Source organism: Rhodococcus sp. CH91, from assembly GCF_022554085.1.
In the GTDB taxonomy this organism is placed as follows: domain Bacteria; phylum Actinomycetota; class Actinomycetes; order Mycobacteriales; family Mycobacteriaceae; genus Rhodococcus.
In genome coordinates this window covers 215,473-231,923 of sequence record NZ_JAKFYR010000007.1, presented here as the reverse complement: position 1 = coordinate 231,923, position 16,451 = coordinate 215,473, and the positions used below count along the sequence as shown (strand labels likewise).

Genomic DNA, 16,451 nt, shown 5'->3' with positions numbered 1-16,451 from the left:
ACAGCCCCGGGCCGCTAGCGTGCATCCCGTGTCCGCGACCCCGCATCCTGTGAAGACGGAGACCTTCGACGTCTCCGCGAAGACCAACACCGACCCGAAGGGCTTCGTTCGGCCGGTCGACGAGTATCGCGTCGAGGAGTGGGGCCTGTACATGGCGCGCCCCGCCGATCATCCGCAGTTCCACTATCTCGAATCGTGGCTCCTGCCCGAGCTGCGGTTGCGGGCGTCGATCTTCCACTTCACCCCCGGCAACGAACGCGACCAGGACCGCTACGTCGACGTCGGTGAGTTCCGGCGCGACGGCGACGTCTGGTATTCCCGCGATCACTATCTGGATCTGATCGTCCGGACCGGCCGGGGCACGGCCGTCGAGGACGTCGACGAACTGATCGTCGCCGTGACCACCGGGCTGATCGGCGCTGCGACGGCCGAAACGGCCGTGCACACGGCGCTGCGGGCCGTGGACGGCATCGCCTCACACGGTCACGACCTCGACGCCTGGCTTCGCGAGCGGGGCGCGCCCGTCCACTGGCGCTGAGCGCTCGCCCGCCCGTGCCGGCACCGCGACCCCGAAGATCCGATCCTCATCGCAGGATCCCCTCCCGCAATGCGCGCAGGACCGCATTCGTGCGGTCCCGCGCGCCGAGTTTGAGCAGGATCGACGACACGTGATTCTTCACCGTGCCCTCGGCGAGGAACAGCGACTCGGCGATCGTGCGGTTGCCGAAGCCTTCGGCCATCAATCGCAGCACTTCGATTTCGCGTGGGGTCAGATCCTGGACTCCGACGGTGTCGTCGGTGTGCGGAGCGGACCGGATGGCGCGCAGCAGCCGGTCGGTGATCGAGGGCGCGACGAGCGTGCCTCCCCCGTCGAGGGTGCGCACTGCACAGGCGAGCTGGTCCAAGGTCACGTCCTTGAGCAGATATCCGCGAGCTCCGGCCCGCAGCGCCGCGAGCACGAGTGCGTCGTCGTCGAAGGTCGTGAGCACGAGCACGGGAACCTCGATGCCCTGCTCGCGAAGGCGGTCGAGCGTCCAGATGCCGTCGGCACCGGGCATGCGCAGGTCGAGGAGCACGACATCCGGGGACGTCACGACGATGACCTCGAGTGCGATCCGCCCGTCGTCCGCCTCACCGACCACCTCGAAGCCCGCCATCTCCAGCAGGGTCCGGATGCCCTGCCGCACGAGGGTCTGATCATCGACCACCACGAGACGGGTCACGACGCGGCCACCCGGGCCGTCACGCGGAAGCCCCGGCTCCCGTCGACGGTCACCCCTCCGCCGAGCTCCTCGAATCGCTCGGACAGTCCCCGCAGGCCGTTCCCGATCACCGGTGTGCGGGCACCGGAACCGTCGTCGACGGCCGACATCACGGTCCCCGTGCCGTCGCCGGTCACGGTGACCCGGAGTTCCCGGGCCCCGGCGTGACGGAGGGTGTTGGTGACGATCTCCTGCAACGCCCGCACGAAGGCGACGACTTCCTCGTCCCCCACCCGCACATCGGGATCGACGGCGATCGACACATCCAGGCCGGGAAGGTCGTGCGCCACCCTGTGCAGTGCGTCCGCGAGATCGCGTGGTTCGGCGCGCAACTCCCCCACCGTGTTCCGGACGTCGGCGAGGAGTGCGCGTGCGACCCCGGCCGCACGCTCGACGTGTTCGTGCGCCCCGTCGCCGTCGCGATGGCGGGCGGCCTCGAGTTCGAGGGCGAGCACGGTGAGCTGGTGACCGATCAGATCGTGGAGGTCGCGGGAGATACGCAGGCGTTCGGCGGTGCGCGCCGATTCGGCCAGCAGCACCGTCGCAGCCCGTAGCTCGACGTGGGTCTCGGCGAGTTCCCGGCGCATGCGCTGCTCCCGGAGCAGGGACACCGAACCGAAGACGGTGGCGAGTTGGATCAGCAGATAGAAGCCGACCATCAGCGGGATCTCGCCGGACGCACCCGGGATCGCGCCGGACGCGGCGAGCACCACCGTGTTCAGCGCGACGATCGTCAGCGCCACCCGCACCGGTACCAGATAGACGCTCACCGCAGCGGTGACGACCAGCAGGATCGGCAGCAATCCCACCGCCGGAGCGGTCGCGACCACACCCCACGACGATCCGACGGCGACGGCGAGTGCGACACGGGCCCTCCGCGCGCGCTGTTCGATCACCGCCGCCCAGAACAACGCCATCACGGTGACGACGAACAGCGCGGCCCACACGGCCCTGGGGATCCTCGGTGTCGCGGCTCCGAACAACACCGGAAGTCCCACGGCCACCACGATCACGAGCATCGCCAGGCCCGACAGCTCGTCTGCAGTCCATCGACGCACATCACCACTGTAGGGCTCGGTGACCTCGGCGGAGGGTGCCGGAAGTCATGGGCGTCGATCCCGACCTTCGGCACACGCGCAGCGGGAACGTCCGCTCGTAGCGTCGAGGACATGGACGATCCCGAGAACGGGCAGGGCACGCCGGCGATCGTCGCCGAGCACCTGTACAAGCACTACGGCGACGCGGTCGCCGTTCACGATGTGAGTCTGACGGTCGGCGTCGGTGAGACCGTCGGGATCGTGGGGGTGAACGGCGCCGGCAAGACGACCACGGTCGAGACGATCGCCGGATTGCGGACGCCCGACGGCGGCAGGGTGCGCGTGCTCGGACTCGATCCCCGGCGGGATCGAACCGCGCTGCGGCAGGTGCTCGGCGTCCAAGTGCAACGGGCGGCCCTTCACCACGCGCTGACCGCGCGGGAACTCGTCGACCTGTACCGCAGCTTCTACCCCGATCCCGTTCCGGCCGCGGAACTCCTGGACTCGGTCGGACTGTCCGACCGGGGCGACATGCGGTTCGAGGATCTCTCCGGCGGTCAGCAGCAACGGTTGTCGGTGGCACTCGCACTCGTGGGCAGGCCCCGCGTGGTGATCCTCGACGAACTCACCACCGGGCTCGACCCACGAGCGCGGCGCCGGATGTGGTCGGCGATCGAACGGTTGCACGCCGACGGCGTCGCGGTGCTGCTGGTCAGCCATGCGATGGAGGAGATCGAGCATCTGTGCGGCCGGGTCGTGCTGGTCGACCACGGACGCGTCGTCGCGGCCGGCACTCCCGCGGGGATCGTCGAGAGCGCCGGGGCCACCGACCTGGACGACGCCTTCGTCGCACTCACCGGCCGGGACCTCGGGGAGATGCGATGACGGCCCCGAGGACTCACCGCCCGGGCGCTGCGGCGTGGCTGATGCTGATCCGCTGCGAGGCGAAGATGGTGGCGCGGGACACCGCCGGGCTCGTCGTGCCGATCGGGTTGCCGTTGCTGATCCTGGCGATGAGTGCGTCGACAGCGAGCTCCGAGACGGTGGTGAACGACCGCACGGTGCTCGAGGTGTTCGTCCTGCCCTTGGTGATCGCGATCGTGGTCGCCACGATCGGGATCGTCAACATGCCCAGTTTTCTCGCCTACTACAGGATTTCGGGCATCCTGCGGAGACTGTCCGTCACGCCCGCGTCGCCCGCGATGGTGCTCGTCGCCCAGGCCGTCGTCGGCGCCGTGCAGACACTGTTCGGTGTCGGTGCGGCTGTGCTCACGGCATTCTTGCTCTTCGCTGCTCGCCCGCCCGTCGATCCGTTCACCGCGGTGGGCGTCTTCGCCCTGATCATGGGGGCGATGTATGCCGTGGGGATGATCGTCGCGGCGATCGCGCCGACTCCCAACGCGGCGGTGGCGATCGGACTCGTCGTCTTCTTCGCCCTGGGAGCGTGCGGCGGGTTGTTCGGCAGTCCCGATGCGCTGCCCGATCCGGTCGTGCAGGCCGGGCGGTGGCTGCCCTTCGGGGCGTCCGTGGAGGCGCTGTCGGCGGCGTGGGCCGGCACCGCGATCGCACCCGCGAACCTCATCGGTCTCGCCACCGCGATGGGGGTGGGCTCGGCGGTCGCCGCGACGGTCTTCCGGTGGGATCGTTCGTGACGGGGGCGGACGTTTCCGGGATCAGCCCAGGTGGTTGCCGAGCAGTTCCCGGAAGGAGGTTCCGTCCGTCCGGACCGAGTTTCCCGACACGCGCGTCGCAGGTCCGTCCGCGACGGCGCCCCGCGTGACCTGCCGAGCCAATTCTTCTGCAGCCCTGCCGATTCGGCTCTTCAGCGCGGCACCGGCCGCACCGGCCCCGAAGTCCTCGGTGGCGGCGAACACCCCAGTGGGTACGACGAGCGCGCGCAGATAGGTCAACAGCGGGCGCATCGCATGGTCGAGGACCAGCGAGTGCCGCGGGCTCCCCGCGGTCGCCGCGATCACCGTGGGCACGCCGGTGAGCGTGTCCGGGTCGAGTGCGTCGAAGAACATCTTGAACAGGCCCGAGTAGCCGGCGGCGAACACCGGGGTCACCGCGATCAGACCGTCGGCGGTGGCGAGTTGCTCGCGGGCGCGGGCCACCGCCGCGGTGGGCACACCTGCGATGAAGGTGGTCGCGAGGTCCTTCGCGAGGTCCCGCACTTCGATCACCTCGATCTCCGCATGGTCACCTCGTGCACCGACCGCGGCACGGGTGGCCTCGGCGATGCGGTCGGCGAGCAGACGGGTCGCAGACGGCGCGGACAGGCCGCCGCTGACGACGACGATGCGCTGCGTCATCGAACTTCGGCCTCCTCCTGCGTGAGGTCGACGCGGGCCGGGATCACCTGCCGGTGCGGTGAGTCGGGGCCTTGCGCGACGAGGGAGCCGTGCGTGGGCGGATCGGACGGCACGTGGGCGGGGCGGCGGCGCTCGAATTCCGTGCGCAGCACCGGCACGACCTCGCGCCCGAGGATCTCGATCTGGTCGAGCACCACGTCGAGCGGTAGGCCGGCGTGGTCCATGAGGAAGAGCTGACGCTGGTAGTCGCCGGCATAGTCCGCGAAGCCGAGCGTGCGTTCGATGACCTGTTCGGGGGTGCCGACGGTCAGCGGCGTCGTCGCGGTGAACTCCTCGAGTGACGGGCCGTGGCCGTAGACGGGCGCATTGTCGAAGTAGGGGCGGAAGATCCGCTTGGCTTCCGCCTCGGTCTCGGCCATGAACACCTGCCCACCGAGCCCGACGATCGCCTGGTCGGCTGCGCCGTGGCCGTACTGTTCGAAGCGCTGCCGGTACAGGGCGATCATCTGCTGGATGTGTTCCCGGTTCCAGAAGATGTTGTTGTGGAAGAAGCCGTCGCCGTAGAAGGCGGCCTGTTCGGCGATCTCGGGCGACCGGATGGAACCGTGCCACACGAAGGGCGGGGTGTCGTCGAGCGGCCACGGAGTGGAGGTGTAGCCGTGCAACGGGGTGCGGAACTTGCCTTCCCAGTCGACGACGCGTTCACGCCAGAGCCGGCGCAGCAGGTGGTAGTTCTCGATGGCGAGAGGGATGCCTTGGCGGATGTCCTTGCCGAACCACGGATAGACGGGCCCGGTGTTCCCGCGGCCCATCATGAGGTCGACGCGGCCACCGGACAGGTGCTGCAACATCGCGAAGTCCTCGGCGATCTTCACCGGGTCGTTGGTGGTGACGAGGGTCGTGGCGGTCGAGAGGATCAGTTTCTCGGTCTTCGCGGCGATCCAGCCGAGCATGGTCGTCGGGGAGGAGGGAACGAAGGGCGGGTTGTGGTGTTCACCGGACGCGAAGACGTCCAGGCCCACCTCCTCGGCCTTCAGCGCGATCGTCGTCATCGCGGTGATGCGTTCGTGTTCGGTGGGGACCCGGCCCGTCGTGGGGTCGCGCGTCACGTCGCCGATGGTGAAGATGCCGAACTGCACGGTCGAACCTCCGTCAGGTAGTTGAACTGTCAACTACTCTAACGGGTGGGGTCCCGGGATCATTCCCCGGCGCGGGATACGCCGGGGTCCGGCCGCAGCCGGACCTACCAGCCGGTGGCCTCGGCCCACTCCCACGCGCGATGGTGGGCCCGATCGAACCACGGCGCCTTGAGGGCGGCATAGGCGGCCGTCACCTCCGCACCCTCCGGCCGCTGGGCCGCCCGGGAGGCGGCGTCGGTCTTGAGGTCGGCGTACTCGCGCTTCGCGGTCTCCACCGCGGACAGCCAGTCACGCAGCAGCAAGGCGAACCGCTGGGCGGGCCAGCCGTCCACCCGGACGGCCACCCGCGCGGGCCGGCCGGGGTCGGCGCTGCCGTGCATCCGCATCTCCCACACTGCGGGGTCGGTCTCTCCCCCGGCACCGTAGGACGGCCTCGGTTCGTCGGTCACCACGTCGTCGATACGCGGGAAGCCCGCTGCGGCCAGGGCCGGTGCGAGCGCGTCGGCTGCGGCGAGATCGGCCACCGTGATCTGCAGGTCGATGACATCGACGGCGGCCAGACCGGGCACCGCGGTGGAGCCCACGTGGTCGATGCGTTTCGCCGCACCTCCTGCGGCGAGGGCGAGGCGGGCGATGAGCCGCTGGGCCTGACGGTGCCATTCCTCGCGGGCGGGCACGACGACCGGCTCGGGGGTGACGGCCACGCCGGTGCGCAGATTCTCCTCGAAGGGCAGCAGGCGGTCGGCCCACAACCGCCGGACCTGCTCGACCAGCACCTGCTGGTCGCCGGTGTTGTCGAGCCAGACGTCGGCGACCTCGCGACGCTGCTCCTCCGTCGCCTGCGCCGCGATCCGCGCCCGTGCGTCGGTCTCGGGCATGCCGCGCAGTTCGACCAGCCGGCGGATCCGCTCGGACTCGGCGGCGTGCACCACCGCCACGAGATGGAAGGCCGGCGCCATTCCACCCTCGACGAGCAACGGGATGTCCTGGACGACCACGGCGTCCTCGGGTGCGGCGGCGACCAACTCGGCGGTACGGCGTCCGACCCGGGGATGGGTGATGGCGTTGAGAACGGTGCGTGCGTCGTCGCTCGCGAATGCCTTCGCCGCGAGGGCCGGGCGATCCAGCGTCCCGTCGGGGTGGAGGATGTCCTCGCCGAAGGCATCGACGAGTTCGGCGAGGCCGTCGGATCCGGGAGCGACGATCTCCCGCGCGACGACATCGGAATCGACGATCACCGCCCCGAGTTCGACGAGCTCCTTCGCGACGGTCGACTTGCCCGCGCCGATACCTCCGGTCAATCCCATTCGCAGCACGCCGCCCAGTGTCGCACCTCACCACCGGGTGAATGCGCCCGACCCGCCACGATTACGGCTTCGTCACGGGGTGGTCACGAGCCGGTCGCAGTGAGCGTCGAGGGCTGACACACCCCCTCCTACCTGCGGTAAATGCACCGTATTCGGCGTCGGCTCCGATATCGTTCGCTTCGAAGCGTCCGACCCGGCTCGTCCGGATCATCGAGAAGGCAGGCCATGCGATCCTCCACCTCACCCACAGGTCGGCATCGCCTCGGCATGGAAAACGGTGTTCACTGCATCCTCATCCCCGAGGTCGCTGCCGCCCTCGCCGAGCACCGGCGGAACTGGTTCACCGCACTGCTGACGAACGCGCGGCACAGCCACGCGACGATGCGCAAGCGTGCGACGGCCCTGCCCGCCCAATGGGCGACTCCCGCCGTGGGGTGAGCCTGCCGTGAGGTGAACACCCGAGACATCGACGAAACGAGACCGGTCCCCTCCTCGGAGGGGACCGGTCTCGTTTTCGACCCTGAAGCACCGTGCCCGACAACAGCAGGGAGCCGTAAAGCGGACGACCCCGCACCGAGTGTGGTGCGGGGTCGTCCGTGGGAACTATCTGTCAGGCGTTGCCGGACAGCTTCTCGCGCAGAGCGGCGAGCTGGGCGTCGCTCGCGAGCGATCCGCCGCCGGTGGTCTCCGGCGCTGCCTCGGCACCCGACTCGGACGAGTAGTTGCCACCGGACACGCCGGCTGCAGCCTCGGCCGCCTCGTCGGCAGCCATCTTCTCGATCTGAGCGGTGTGCATCTTGTGGCGACGCTCGGCCTCGGCGTAGCGGGACTCCCACTCCTCGCGCTGCTTCTCGTAGCCCTCGAGCCATTCGTTGGTCTCGGGATCGAAGCCCTCGGGGAAGATGTAGTTGCCCTGCTCGTCGTAGCTGTCGGCCATGCCGTACTTGGACGGGTCGAACTCGGCGGTGTAGTCCTCGTTCGCCTGCTTCAGCGACAGCGAGATACGACGACGCTCGAGGTCGATGTCGATGACCTTGACCATCGCGTCGTCGCCGACCGCGACGACCTGGTCCGGAACCTCGACGTGGCGCTCGGCCAGCTCGGAGATGTGGACGAGGCCCTCGATGCCCTCCTCGACGCGCACGAACGCACCGAACGGAACGAGCTTGGTGACCTTGCCCGGCACGATCTGGCCGATCGCGTGGGTCCGGGCGAACTGACGCCACGGATCTTCCTGCGTCGCCTTGAGCGACAGGGACACGCGCTCGCGATCGAGATCGACGTCGAGAACCTCGACGGTGACCTCGGTGCCGACCTCGACGACCTCGGAGGGATGGTCGATGTGCTTCCAGGACAGCTCGGAGACGTGCACGAGGCCGTCGACACCGCCGAGATCGACGAACGCGCCGAAGTTGACGATGGAGGACACGACGCCCTTGCGGACCTGGCCCTTCTGGAGCTGGTGCAGGAACTCGCTGCGGACCTCGGACTGGGTCTGCTCGAGCCATGCGCGGCGCGACAGAACCACATTGTTGCGGTTCTTGTCGAGCTCGATGATCTTGGCCTCGATCTCCTTGCCGACGTACGGCTGGAGGTCGCGGACGCGACGCATCTCGACGAGCGAGGCGGGCAGGAAGCCGCGCAGGCCGATGTCGAGGATCAGGCCGCCCTTGACGACCTCGATGACGGTGCCCTTGACGGCCTCGTCCTTCTCCTTGAGCTCCTCGATCGTGCCCCAGGCGCGCTCGTACTGCGCGCGCTTCTTGGACAGGATCAGACGGCCTTCCTTGTCCTCCTTGGTGAGGACGAGAGCCTCGACCTCATCGCCCACCGACACGACCTCGTTGGGGTCGACGTCGTGCTTGATGGAGAGCTCGCGGGACGGGATGACGCCTTCGGTCTTGTAACCGATGTCGAGCAGCACCTCGTCGCGATCGACCTTGACGATGGTGCCTTCGACGATGTCGCCATCGTTGAAGTACTTGATCGTGGCGTCGATGGCGGCGAGGAAATCCTCGGCGGAGCCGATGTCGTTGACGGCTACCTGCGGCGAGGTGACGGTGGTGGAGGCCATGTGTTGAGTTGCTCCGGACGGGTTGATAGTCGGTTGGTCAAATGCGGTCGGGCACGTGAATCACTCACTGCGACACGGCGATGCGCGAATCACGGCGAGCTTCGTGGATCGACCTCGGGCCGAACTGCGGACACTCGCGATCACCAGGCTACGCGCCTCGGGGGGAGGTGGGCAAACCGATGTCCTTGCGGGCATCTGCCACCCACTAGGCTGCAGGATATGTCCGGCTCCGAGAACACCCCTGTTTCAGACCTTTCCACCGCTCCGGATCGGGCCGACGACGAGACCGGACGACACGCGATCGCGGCGGAGATCCTCGGTGAGACCCGGGCCACCCGGATCCGGCTCGGTTCCCTCGAGAGCGAGCGCGCCAACCGGGTGTGGTGGGACGCCGACACCGAGGACTACCACCGCACACACGGCGAGTTCCTCGGAGTGGACACTCCCGAGGGGGAATTCGTGTGGTGTCCGGAGGGGCTGCACGAGGCGGACGTACAACTGCTCGGCCCCGTCGCCGGACGCGACGTCCTCGAACTCGGCTGCGGTTCGGCCCCCTGCACCCGCTGGCTGGCCGGGCAGGGCGCCCGGGCGGTCGGCCTGGACATCTCGGCAGGCATGCTGCAGCGCGGGCTCGCCGCGATGGCCGCCTCCGGACGGACGGTCCCGCTCGTGCAGGCCGGCGCCGAGAATCTGCCCTTCGCCGACGCGAGCTTCGACATCGTGTGTTCGGCCTTCGGCGCGGTGCCCTTCGTCGCCGATTCCGGTCGTGTCATGCGCGAGGTCGCGCGGGTGCTGCGGCCGGGCGGCCGATGGGTGTTCTCGGTGAACCATCCGATGCGCTGGATCTTCCCCGACGATCCGGGAGAACACGGCCTGATCGCCATGTTCCCCTATTTCGACCGGACCCCCTATGTCGAGGTCGATCCCGCGGGCAGACCGACCTACGCCGAACACCACCGCACCGTGGGCGACCGGGTGCGCGAACTCGTCGCCGCGGGTCTCGAGGTCTACGACATCGTCGAGCCGGAGTGGCCCGACCACCTCGACCGCGAGTGGGGACAGTGGAGCCCGCTGCGCGGGTCCGTCTTCCCCGGCACCGCCATCTTCTGCAGTCGCAAACCCCGCTGACCCGGACTCACAGCAACCGCGACAGGAACTCCTTGGTCCGGCTCTGCTGCGGGTCGGACAGCACGGTGCGGGGGTCGCCGGCCTCGACGACCACGCCACCGTCCATGAACACCAGCTGGTCGGCGACCTCGCGCGCGAAGCCCATCTCGTGGGTGACCACGACCATCGTCATGCCGCCGGCCGCGAGATCGCGCATCACCGCGAGCACCTCGCCGACAAGTTCGGGGTCGAGAGCCGAGGTGGGCTCGTCGAACAGCATGAGCTTGGGATCCATCGCGAGCGCACGGGCGATCGCGACACGCTGCTGCTGTCCGCCGGAGAGCTGGGCGGGATAGGCATCGATCTTGTCGGCGAGGCCCACCCGCGCGAGCAGATCGCGGGCCTTCTCGACCGCGACGTCCCGCTTGATCTTCTTGACGAGGACCGGGGCCTCGACGACGTTCTCGAGCACGGTGCGGTGCGGGAACAGGTTGAAATGCTGGAACACCATGCCGATGTCACGCCGCTGGCGTGCGGCGACGCGCGGGTGCAGTTCGTAGAGCTTCGAACCGCGCTCGGCGTAGCCGACGAGGTCGCCGTCGACGTACAGACGCCCCGCATCCACGCGTTCGAGATGGTTGATGCACCGCAGAAAGGTCGACTTCCCGGATCCGGACGGCCCGATCAAGCAGGTGACCTGACCGCGCCCGACCTCGAGCGAGATGCCCTTGAGCACTTTGACCGCGCCGTAGCTCTTGCAGACCCGATCGGCCCGGACCATCGGCGTGTCGACGGACGTCATAAGCGTTCCTCTCCCGGTGCTCCGGGCTTCGGCGTGGGCTTGCCGGCCTCGGTGATCGGTGTGTTCTGTGCGTCGGCGAGTGCTTGCAGCTGACGAGCCGTGAGCTGTCGGCTCAGCCCCTTCGAATAATGCCGTTCCAGGTAGTACTGGCCGATCATGAGGATGCTGGTGATGGCCAGATACCAGGTGGCCGCGACGAGCAGCAGCGGAATCGGCTGGAAGTTCGCACCCGAGATGTCACGGGCCCGGCCGTACAGTTCGAGGCTGTAGGGCACCGCGGCGACGAGCGAGGTCGTCTTGAGCATGCTGATCAGCTCGTTGCCGGTCGGCGGGATGATCACCCGCATGGCCTGCGGAAGCACGGTGCGGCGGATGGTCTGCGTCCACGACATTCCGAGCGCCGTGGACGCCTCGACCTGCCCTTCGGGCACCGAGGTGATGCCGGCCCGCACGATCTCCGCCATATACGCCGCTTCGTTGAGGGCCAGGCCGATGACGGCGAACAGGAAGGCCGCGTTCAGGCCCTGCACGTCGATGTGGACGAATTGGTGGACGAACGGGATCCCGAGGTCGATCTGCTTGTAGATCGACGGGAACAGCCCCCACAGCACGAGCTGCACGTACACCGGAGTGCCCCGGAAGACCCACAGATACAGCCACGCGACCGAGCGCAGTACCGGGTTCGGAGACAGGCGCATCACCGCGAGTACCACGCCCAGGGCCACGGCGGCGAGCATCGCGAGGACGGTCAGCTGCACCGTCTTCCACGCCGCGGCGGTGATGCGTCGGTCGAACAGGTACTGGGCGTAGATGTCCCAGCGGTAGGCCTCGTTGGTGGCCGCACCCCAGGCGAACAGCCCGAGTGCGATCAGGACGATCGCACCGGAGATCCAGCGTCCGGGATGCCGCAGGGGTACTGCGCGGATCGGTTCCGGTTCGTCCGGCCGCGGTTCCGCGGATCTCGCGGACGTGGACTCGCTCATGGTTCCCTCTCTCAGCTCGTCGCGCCGTTGATCTGCGACGTGGCGATCGCCCCGTCCTCCATGCCCCAGCGTTCGGTGATCTCGCCGTACACACCGGAATCGATCAGCTGCTGCACCGCCTGCTGCAGGACGGGAGCGAACGGCGAGCCCTTGGCCACGACGAATCCGTAGGGCGCCGCGTCGAAGACCTCGCCGGCGGGTTCGAGCCGCCCCTCACTGCGTGCGATGACGTACGCCGTGACCGGCGAGTCCGCGGACAGCGCGTCCACCCGTCCGAGGATCAGGGCGTTGGCGGCTTCGTCCTGGCTGTCGTACTTGACCTTGTCGATGGGGGGAAGACCCCGGGCGACGCAGTCCTCGCTCTTGGCCGGGACCTCCTCGAGATCCTCGATGGTGGTGGTCTGCACGGCCACGCGCAGCCCACAGGCATTGTCGGGATCGACCGGTTCCCCGGTGCGCTGCGCCCACTGCACCCCCGCGCTGTAGTACGTGACGAAGTCGACGGATTCCTCCCGCTCCTTCGTGTCGGTGAAGGAGGACGATCCCATCTCGAAGGTGCCGGCCTGCACCGCGGGAATGATCCGGTCGAAGTCCGCCTCGTTGAACACCGGCGTGAGCCCGAGCACGTCCCCGACCGCCTGGACCAGTTCGACACCGAATCCGACGATGCTGCCGTCGTCGTCCTTGAACTCGTTGGGCGCGTACGGGACGTTGACCCCGACGTCGAGTGTTCCGCCGTCGGCGACGTCGGGTGGCAGCAATTCCGCCACGGCCTCGACCTTCTCCGCGCGGATCCGGTCGCCGGCCGGGACGGTCGATTCGGTGTTGACCACGCACCCGGTCGCGACGGCGAGCACGGCCAGGATTCCGGCCGGTCTGCTCAGCCTCCGGAGGTGGCCGTGCACGGCCGCGGCCCGGCGTCGGGTGTGCACTGCTCGATTCACAGTCGCACAGTATCCAACCCGGGGTGGGGTCGAATGCAAACCTGCACTCAGGCGCCCAGTCGCGCGACGACGCCGGCGGTGAACTCCGCCGTCGACGCCGTGCCACCGAGATCGGCCGTCGCGGTGCCTGCCGCGATCGTGGCGCGCACCGCGTCCTCGATGATGCGGGCGGCAGCGGTGAAGTGGGAGTCGACGCGGGCACCGAGACGATCGAGAAGCATTGCGGCGGAAAGGATGAGCGCGACAGGATTCGCGCGCCCGAGACCGGCGATGTCGGGGGCGGCGCCGTGGGCGGCCTGCGCCATGGCCTTCGTCCGCGAGGCGTTGATCGACGCGGCGGTTCCGAGGGAGCCGGAGAGTTCGGCCGCGAGATCGGACAGGATGTCGCCGAACATGTTCTCCGTCACTACGACGTCGAACTCCTCGCCGCGGCGCACGAGCAGGGCGGCCATCGCGTCGACGTGCCGGTCGTCCACGGTGACGCTCGGATACAGGCGACCCACTTCCTCGCAGACGTCCCGGAACAGGCCCGTGGTGTGTGAGAGCACGTTCGCCTTGTGCACGATGGTGACCCGCTTGCGACGCCGCGACGCGAGGTCGAAGGCGGTGTGCGCGATGCGTTCGCAGGCGGCGCGGGTGACGACCCCGACGGCGAGGGCGATGTCGGGGGTGGGCATGAACTCCCCGCTGCCGACGGCCATGTTGCGATCGGCGTAGAAACCCTCGGTGTTCTCGCGGACGACGACGAGATCCATCTCGGGCGAGACGGACGGTGCTCCCGGGAGCGCACAGGCGGGACGGATGTTCGCGTACAGGTCGAAATGTTTGCGGATCCGCCCGCCCGGGGTGAGTTCGCCCCGGAACTGCGGCGGATAGGAGGCACTGTCGTGGGGGCCGAGGATCCACGCGTCGAGACCGGCGAGGCTCTCGAGGGTCTCCTCCGGGAGGGGCGTGCCGTGGCTGTCGATGGCCGCGGCGCCGATGGGCAGCGGCACCCAGTCGACTGCGACTCCCCCGGCCGCGGCGACGGCCGCATCGACGACGGTGCGGGTCGCCGGCACGATCTCACGGCCGATCCCGTCCCCTTCCAGGATTCCGATGCGATGGTGCTGAAGCGTTGCGGTCTCGTCCGTCACCCGGTCATCATTGCCTACCGTGGTCCAGTCGGTGGAAGTCCTCCTCGACCCCCGTCTCGATGCCGTGGTGCGGGACGAATGGTCGCGATTGCTCGAGGCGGGTGTGGGCAGTCAGGGGCGCGTGCGCGCCGAATCCAACCGCCCGCACGTCACCCTGTTCGTCGCGGGTGCCCTGCCCACCGAGTTCGACGACGCGTTGCGCGCTGTACTCCCGCCGCGGCCCCTGGCGGTCCGGCTCGGTGGTGTCGTGGTCTTCGGTAGCCGGCACGCGACTCTCGCGAGGACGGTCGTGCCCTCGATCGCCCTGCTCGAACTCCACGCACGGGTGTTCGAGATCCTCGCGGGATGCCCGGGAATTCCGGCGCACATCCGGCCGGGTGAGTGGACACCGCACGTGACACTCGCACGACGTGTGCCCGTGGCGCGGATCGGCGTGGCACTCGCGGCGACGCAGACTCCCGAGACGCGATTGGCGGGTGCGAGCGGCGGCGTCCGGCGGTGGGACGGGGAGAGCAGACGCGAGTGGTCGCTCACCTGACCGGAAGACGACGCGTCAGAACCGGTAGTCGCCGAATTGCGTCTTCTCCCAACGGGTATCGGGTGTGCGTCCGAGGAGGGCGAGGACGTCGAGGAGGAGTACGGTTCCCAGGACCACGAGCGCGAGAACGATCATGCCTCCCAGCCTGCTGCCTCGTCGATCTCCGCAACAGTGGCAGAATTGTCAGCAAACGTCGATTTTCTGCCACCGGGCTGTCACACTGTCCACATGGCCGGAACACCTGGGGCAGGCAAGCTCGAGAAGGTGGTCGTACCCCTCCTCCCCTACGTCGAGACGTTCGAGCTCGGTGTGGCGTGCGAGGTGTTCGGTTTCGACCGCTCCGACGACGGTCTGCCCACCTACGACTTCCATCTCGTCGCGGCGAGCTCCGAACCCGTGCGCACCCGCTTCGGGTACACCATCGACGTACCCGGCACCCTCGACCTGCTCGACGAGGCCGATCTGATCCTCGTACCCGCCGTGAGCAGCGACGGTCCGCCGCTCGACGAGGAAAGCCTCGGGCCGCTCCTCGCGAAGTTGCGGGCCGCGGTCGACCGCGGTGCGCGCGTGGCGAGCATGTGCACCGGAGCGTTCGTCCTCGGCGCGGCGGGACTGCTCGACGGGCGCCGCTGCACGACCCACTGGATGCACGCGGAACGTCTCGCACGGATGTACCCGGCGGCGCAGGTCGACCGGGACGTGCTCTATGTCGACGACCATCCGGTCCTCACCGCCGCGGGCACCGCGGCAGGCATCGACCTGTGCCTGCACATCGTGCGTACCGTGCAGGGTTCGCACGTCGCCAACACGATCGCCCGGCGCATGGTGGTGCCACCGCATCGCGACGGCGGGCAGGCGCAATACGTCGCGATGCCGCTGCCCGAGTGCAAGGACGAGTCGCTGGCGCCGCTGCTGGACTGGATGAGCGCGCATCTCGATCAGGACCTGCCCGTGGCCGTCCTGGCGCAGAAGGCACACATGTCGCCGCGTACCTTCGCACGCCGTTTCGTCGCCGAGGTCGGGGTCACCCCGGGCCGCTGGCTCCGCGACCAGCGTGTCCTCGCAGCCCAGCGGCTGCTCGAAGAGACGGATCTGCCCGTCGACGTGGTGGCCGACCGAGTCGGGTTCGGAACCGCCGCGGTGCTGCGGCAGCATTTCCTGCGGCTGCGGCAGACCACTCCGCAGGCCTACCGCCGCACCTTCCGACGCGTACCCGAGCCGGCCGGAGTGTGACGGATCCGTCCACTCGCCCACCGTCTACGCGCCACCGGAGCCGGGCCGGTCACGTAGCGTGGGCGGAAGGAACACCGTAACGGGAAGAAACAACGGCGGCCGGATGTTGGACCCGTCGACACGCCCGACCGAAAGGATTTCCGTGGCAACCAAGGCTCTCACCCAGCAGGACTTCGACGAGGTCGTCACGAGCAACGACATCGTGCTCGTCGACTTCTGGGCCGACTGGTGCGGCCCGTGCAAGCAGTTCGCCCCCACCTTCGAAGCATCCTCGGAGAAGCACCCCGACGTGGTGCACGCGAAGGTCGACACCGAGGCCGAGCAGGCCATCGCGGCAGCCGCGAACATCCGCTCGATCCCCACGATCATGGCCTTTCGGGAAGGCATCCTGGTCTACAACCAGGCAGGTGCCCTTCCGCCCGCTGCTCTCGAGGATCTCCTCTCGCAGGTCAAGCAACTCGACATGGACGACGTCCGCCAGCAGATCGCACAGGCCCGCGCCGACCAGGGCTGACCGGCTCGCGACGACGGCGCCCGCCCCGGCAGTTCGGGGCGGGCGCCGTCGATGGGGTCGGCC

The 16,451-nt window shown here is 68.8% G+C and carries 18 protein-coding genes; 8 read left to right on the top strand and 10 right to left on the bottom strand.

Annotated elements, in window-relative coordinates; genetic code table 11:
• The first annotated feature begins 19 nt into the window (after window positions 1–19).
• Window positions 20–538, top strand: coding sequence for a DUF402 domain-containing protein (locus MOM01_RS15540; RefSeq protein WP_241386314.1), 519 nt, complete (start codon window positions 20–22; stop codon window positions 536–538).
• A 46-nt stretch (window positions 539–584) separates the two neighbouring features.
• Here the strand turns inward: MOM01_RS15540 and MOM01_RS23355 are convergent, their stop codons facing one another.
• Both MOM01_RS23355 and MOM01_RS15530 read right to left on the bottom strand, forming a co-directional pair.
• Entirely contained in the window at window positions 585–1,223 is a 639-nt protein-coding gene (locus tag MOM01_RS23355) for a response regulator (RefSeq protein ID WP_241386313.1), read from the bottom strand.
• Window positions 1,220–2,320, bottom strand: coding sequence for a sensor histidine kinase (locus MOM01_RS15530; protein ID WP_241386312.1), 1,101 nt, complete (start codon window positions 2,318–2,320; stop codon window positions 1,220–1,222). The genes MOM01_RS23355 and MOM01_RS15530 overlap by 4 nt, the downstream gene beginning before the upstream one ends.
• Before the next feature lie 111 nt (window positions 2,321–2,431).
• Here MOM01_RS15530 and MOM01_RS15525 point away from each other — a divergent pair, with 111 nt between their 5' ends.
• The gene (locus tag MOM01_RS15525; RefSeq protein ID WP_241386311.1) at window positions 2,432–3,184 is read left to right on the top strand and encodes an ABC transporter ATP-binding protein; all 753 of its coding nucleotides are present in this window, start codon (window positions 2,432–2,434) and stop codon (window positions 3,182–3,184) included.
• Window positions 3,181–3,951 carry an ABC transporter permease gene (locus MOM01_RS15520; RefSeq protein WP_241386310.1) on the top strand — a complete coding sequence of 257 codons (771 nt, stop codon included), beginning with the start codon at window positions 3,181–3,183 and terminating at the stop codon, window positions 3,949–3,951. Before MOM01_RS15525 ends, MOM01_RS15520 begins: the two co-directional genes overlap by 4 nt.
• Before the next feature lie 21 nt (window positions 3,952–3,972).
• On the opposite strand, the gene MOM01_RS15515 is transcribed toward MOM01_RS15520, so the two are convergent.
• The 3 genes from MOM01_RS15515 to coaE form a co-directional block, all read right to left on the bottom strand.
• Window positions 3,973–4,611: an FMN reductase gene (locus MOM01_RS15515; RefSeq protein ID WP_241386309.1), complete on the bottom strand. Its 639-nt coding sequence runs from the start codon at window positions 4,609–4,611 to the stop codon at window positions 3,973–3,975.
• Window positions 4,608–5,750: an LLM class flavin-dependent oxidoreductase gene (locus tag MOM01_RS15510; RefSeq protein WP_241386308.1), complete on the bottom strand. Its 1,143-nt coding sequence runs from the start codon at window positions 5,748–5,750 to the stop codon at window positions 4,608–4,610. Before MOM01_RS15510 ends, MOM01_RS15515 begins: the two co-directional genes overlap by 4 nt.
• A gap of 104 nt (window positions 5,751–5,854) precedes the next feature.
• On the bottom strand, window positions 5,855–7,066 hold the full coding sequence (coaE, locus tag MOM01_RS15505) for a dephospho-CoA kinase (RefSeq protein WP_241386307.1): 1,212 nt from the start codon (window positions 7,064–7,066) through the stop codon (window positions 5,855–5,857).
• A 216-nt stretch (window positions 7,067–7,282) separates the two neighbouring features.
• On the opposite strand from coaE, the gene MOM01_RS15500 reads away from it, so the two are divergent.
• Complete coding sequence (locus MOM01_RS15500; RefSeq protein ID WP_241386306.1) at window positions 7,283–7,495, top strand: hypothetical protein; 213 nt, start codon at window positions 7,283–7,285, stop codon at window positions 7,493–7,495.
• Window positions 7,496–7,667: 172 nt separating this feature from the next.
• Here the strand turns inward: MOM01_RS15500 and rpsA are convergent, their stop codons facing one another.
• Window positions 7,668–9,131, bottom strand: coding sequence for a 30S ribosomal protein S1 (rpsA, locus tag MOM01_RS15495; RefSeq protein ID WP_241386305.1), 1,464 nt, complete (start codon window positions 9,129–9,131; stop codon window positions 7,668–7,670).
• Window positions 9,132–9,350: 219 nt separating this feature from the next.
• On the opposite strand from rpsA, the gene MOM01_RS15490 reads away from it, so the two are divergent.
• Window positions 9,351–10,259: a class I SAM-dependent methyltransferase gene (locus MOM01_RS15490; protein ID WP_241386304.1), complete on the top strand. Its 909-nt coding sequence runs from the start codon at window positions 9,351–9,353 to the stop codon at window positions 10,257–10,259.
• A 7-nt stretch (window positions 10,260–10,266) separates the two neighbouring features.
• Here MOM01_RS15490 and MOM01_RS15485 read toward each other — a convergent pair whose 3' ends face one another.
• The 4 genes from MOM01_RS15485 to MOM01_RS15470 form a co-directional block, all read right to left on the bottom strand.
• Window positions 10,267–11,040 (bottom strand): amino acid ABC transporter ATP-binding protein, encoded by a 774-nt coding sequence (locus MOM01_RS15485; protein ID WP_277609755.1) that lies wholly within the window; start codon window positions 11,038–11,040, stop codon window positions 10,267–10,269.
• The gene (locus MOM01_RS15480; RefSeq protein ID WP_241386303.1) at window positions 11,037–12,023 is read right to left on the bottom strand and encodes an amino acid ABC transporter permease; all 987 of its coding nucleotides are present in this window, start codon (window positions 12,021–12,023) and stop codon (window positions 11,037–11,039) included. The genes MOM01_RS15485 and MOM01_RS15480 overlap by 4 nt, the downstream gene beginning before the upstream one ends.
• 11 nt (window positions 12,024–12,034) lie before the next feature.
• Window positions 12,035–12,928 carry an ABC transporter substrate-binding protein gene (locus MOM01_RS15475; RefSeq protein ID WP_241386371.1) on the bottom strand — a complete coding sequence of 298 codons (894 nt, stop codon included), beginning with the start codon at window positions 12,926–12,928 and terminating at the stop codon, window positions 12,035–12,037.
• Between the two features lie 86 nt (window positions 12,929–13,014).
• The gene (locus tag MOM01_RS15470; RefSeq protein ID WP_241386302.1) at window positions 13,015–14,103 is read right to left on the bottom strand and encodes an isocitrate/isopropylmalate dehydrogenase family protein; all 1,089 of its coding nucleotides are present in this window, start codon (window positions 14,101–14,103) and stop codon (window positions 13,015–13,017) included.
• Window positions 14,104–14,122: 19 nt separating this feature from the next.
• Between MOM01_RS15470 and MOM01_RS15465 the strand changes: the two genes are divergently transcribed.
• From MOM01_RS15465 to trxA, 3 genes are all read left to right on the top strand, one after another.
• Window positions 14,123–14,641, top strand: coding sequence for a 2'-5' RNA ligase family protein (locus MOM01_RS15465; RefSeq protein WP_241386301.1), 519 nt, complete (start codon window positions 14,123–14,125; stop codon window positions 14,639–14,641).
• A gap of 228 nt (window positions 14,642–14,869) precedes the next feature.
• Window positions 14,870–15,874 (top strand): GlxA family transcriptional regulator, encoded by a 1,005-nt coding sequence (locus tag MOM01_RS15460; protein WP_241386300.1) that lies wholly within the window; start codon window positions 14,870–14,872, stop codon window positions 15,872–15,874.
• A gap of 142 nt (window positions 15,875–16,016) precedes the next feature.
• A complete protein-coding gene (gene trxA / locus MOM01_RS15455) occupies window positions 16,017–16,388 on the top strand; it encodes a thioredoxin (protein ID WP_241386299.1) in 372 nt (123 codons plus the stop codon).
• Window positions 16,389–16,451: the final 63 nt, after the last annotated feature.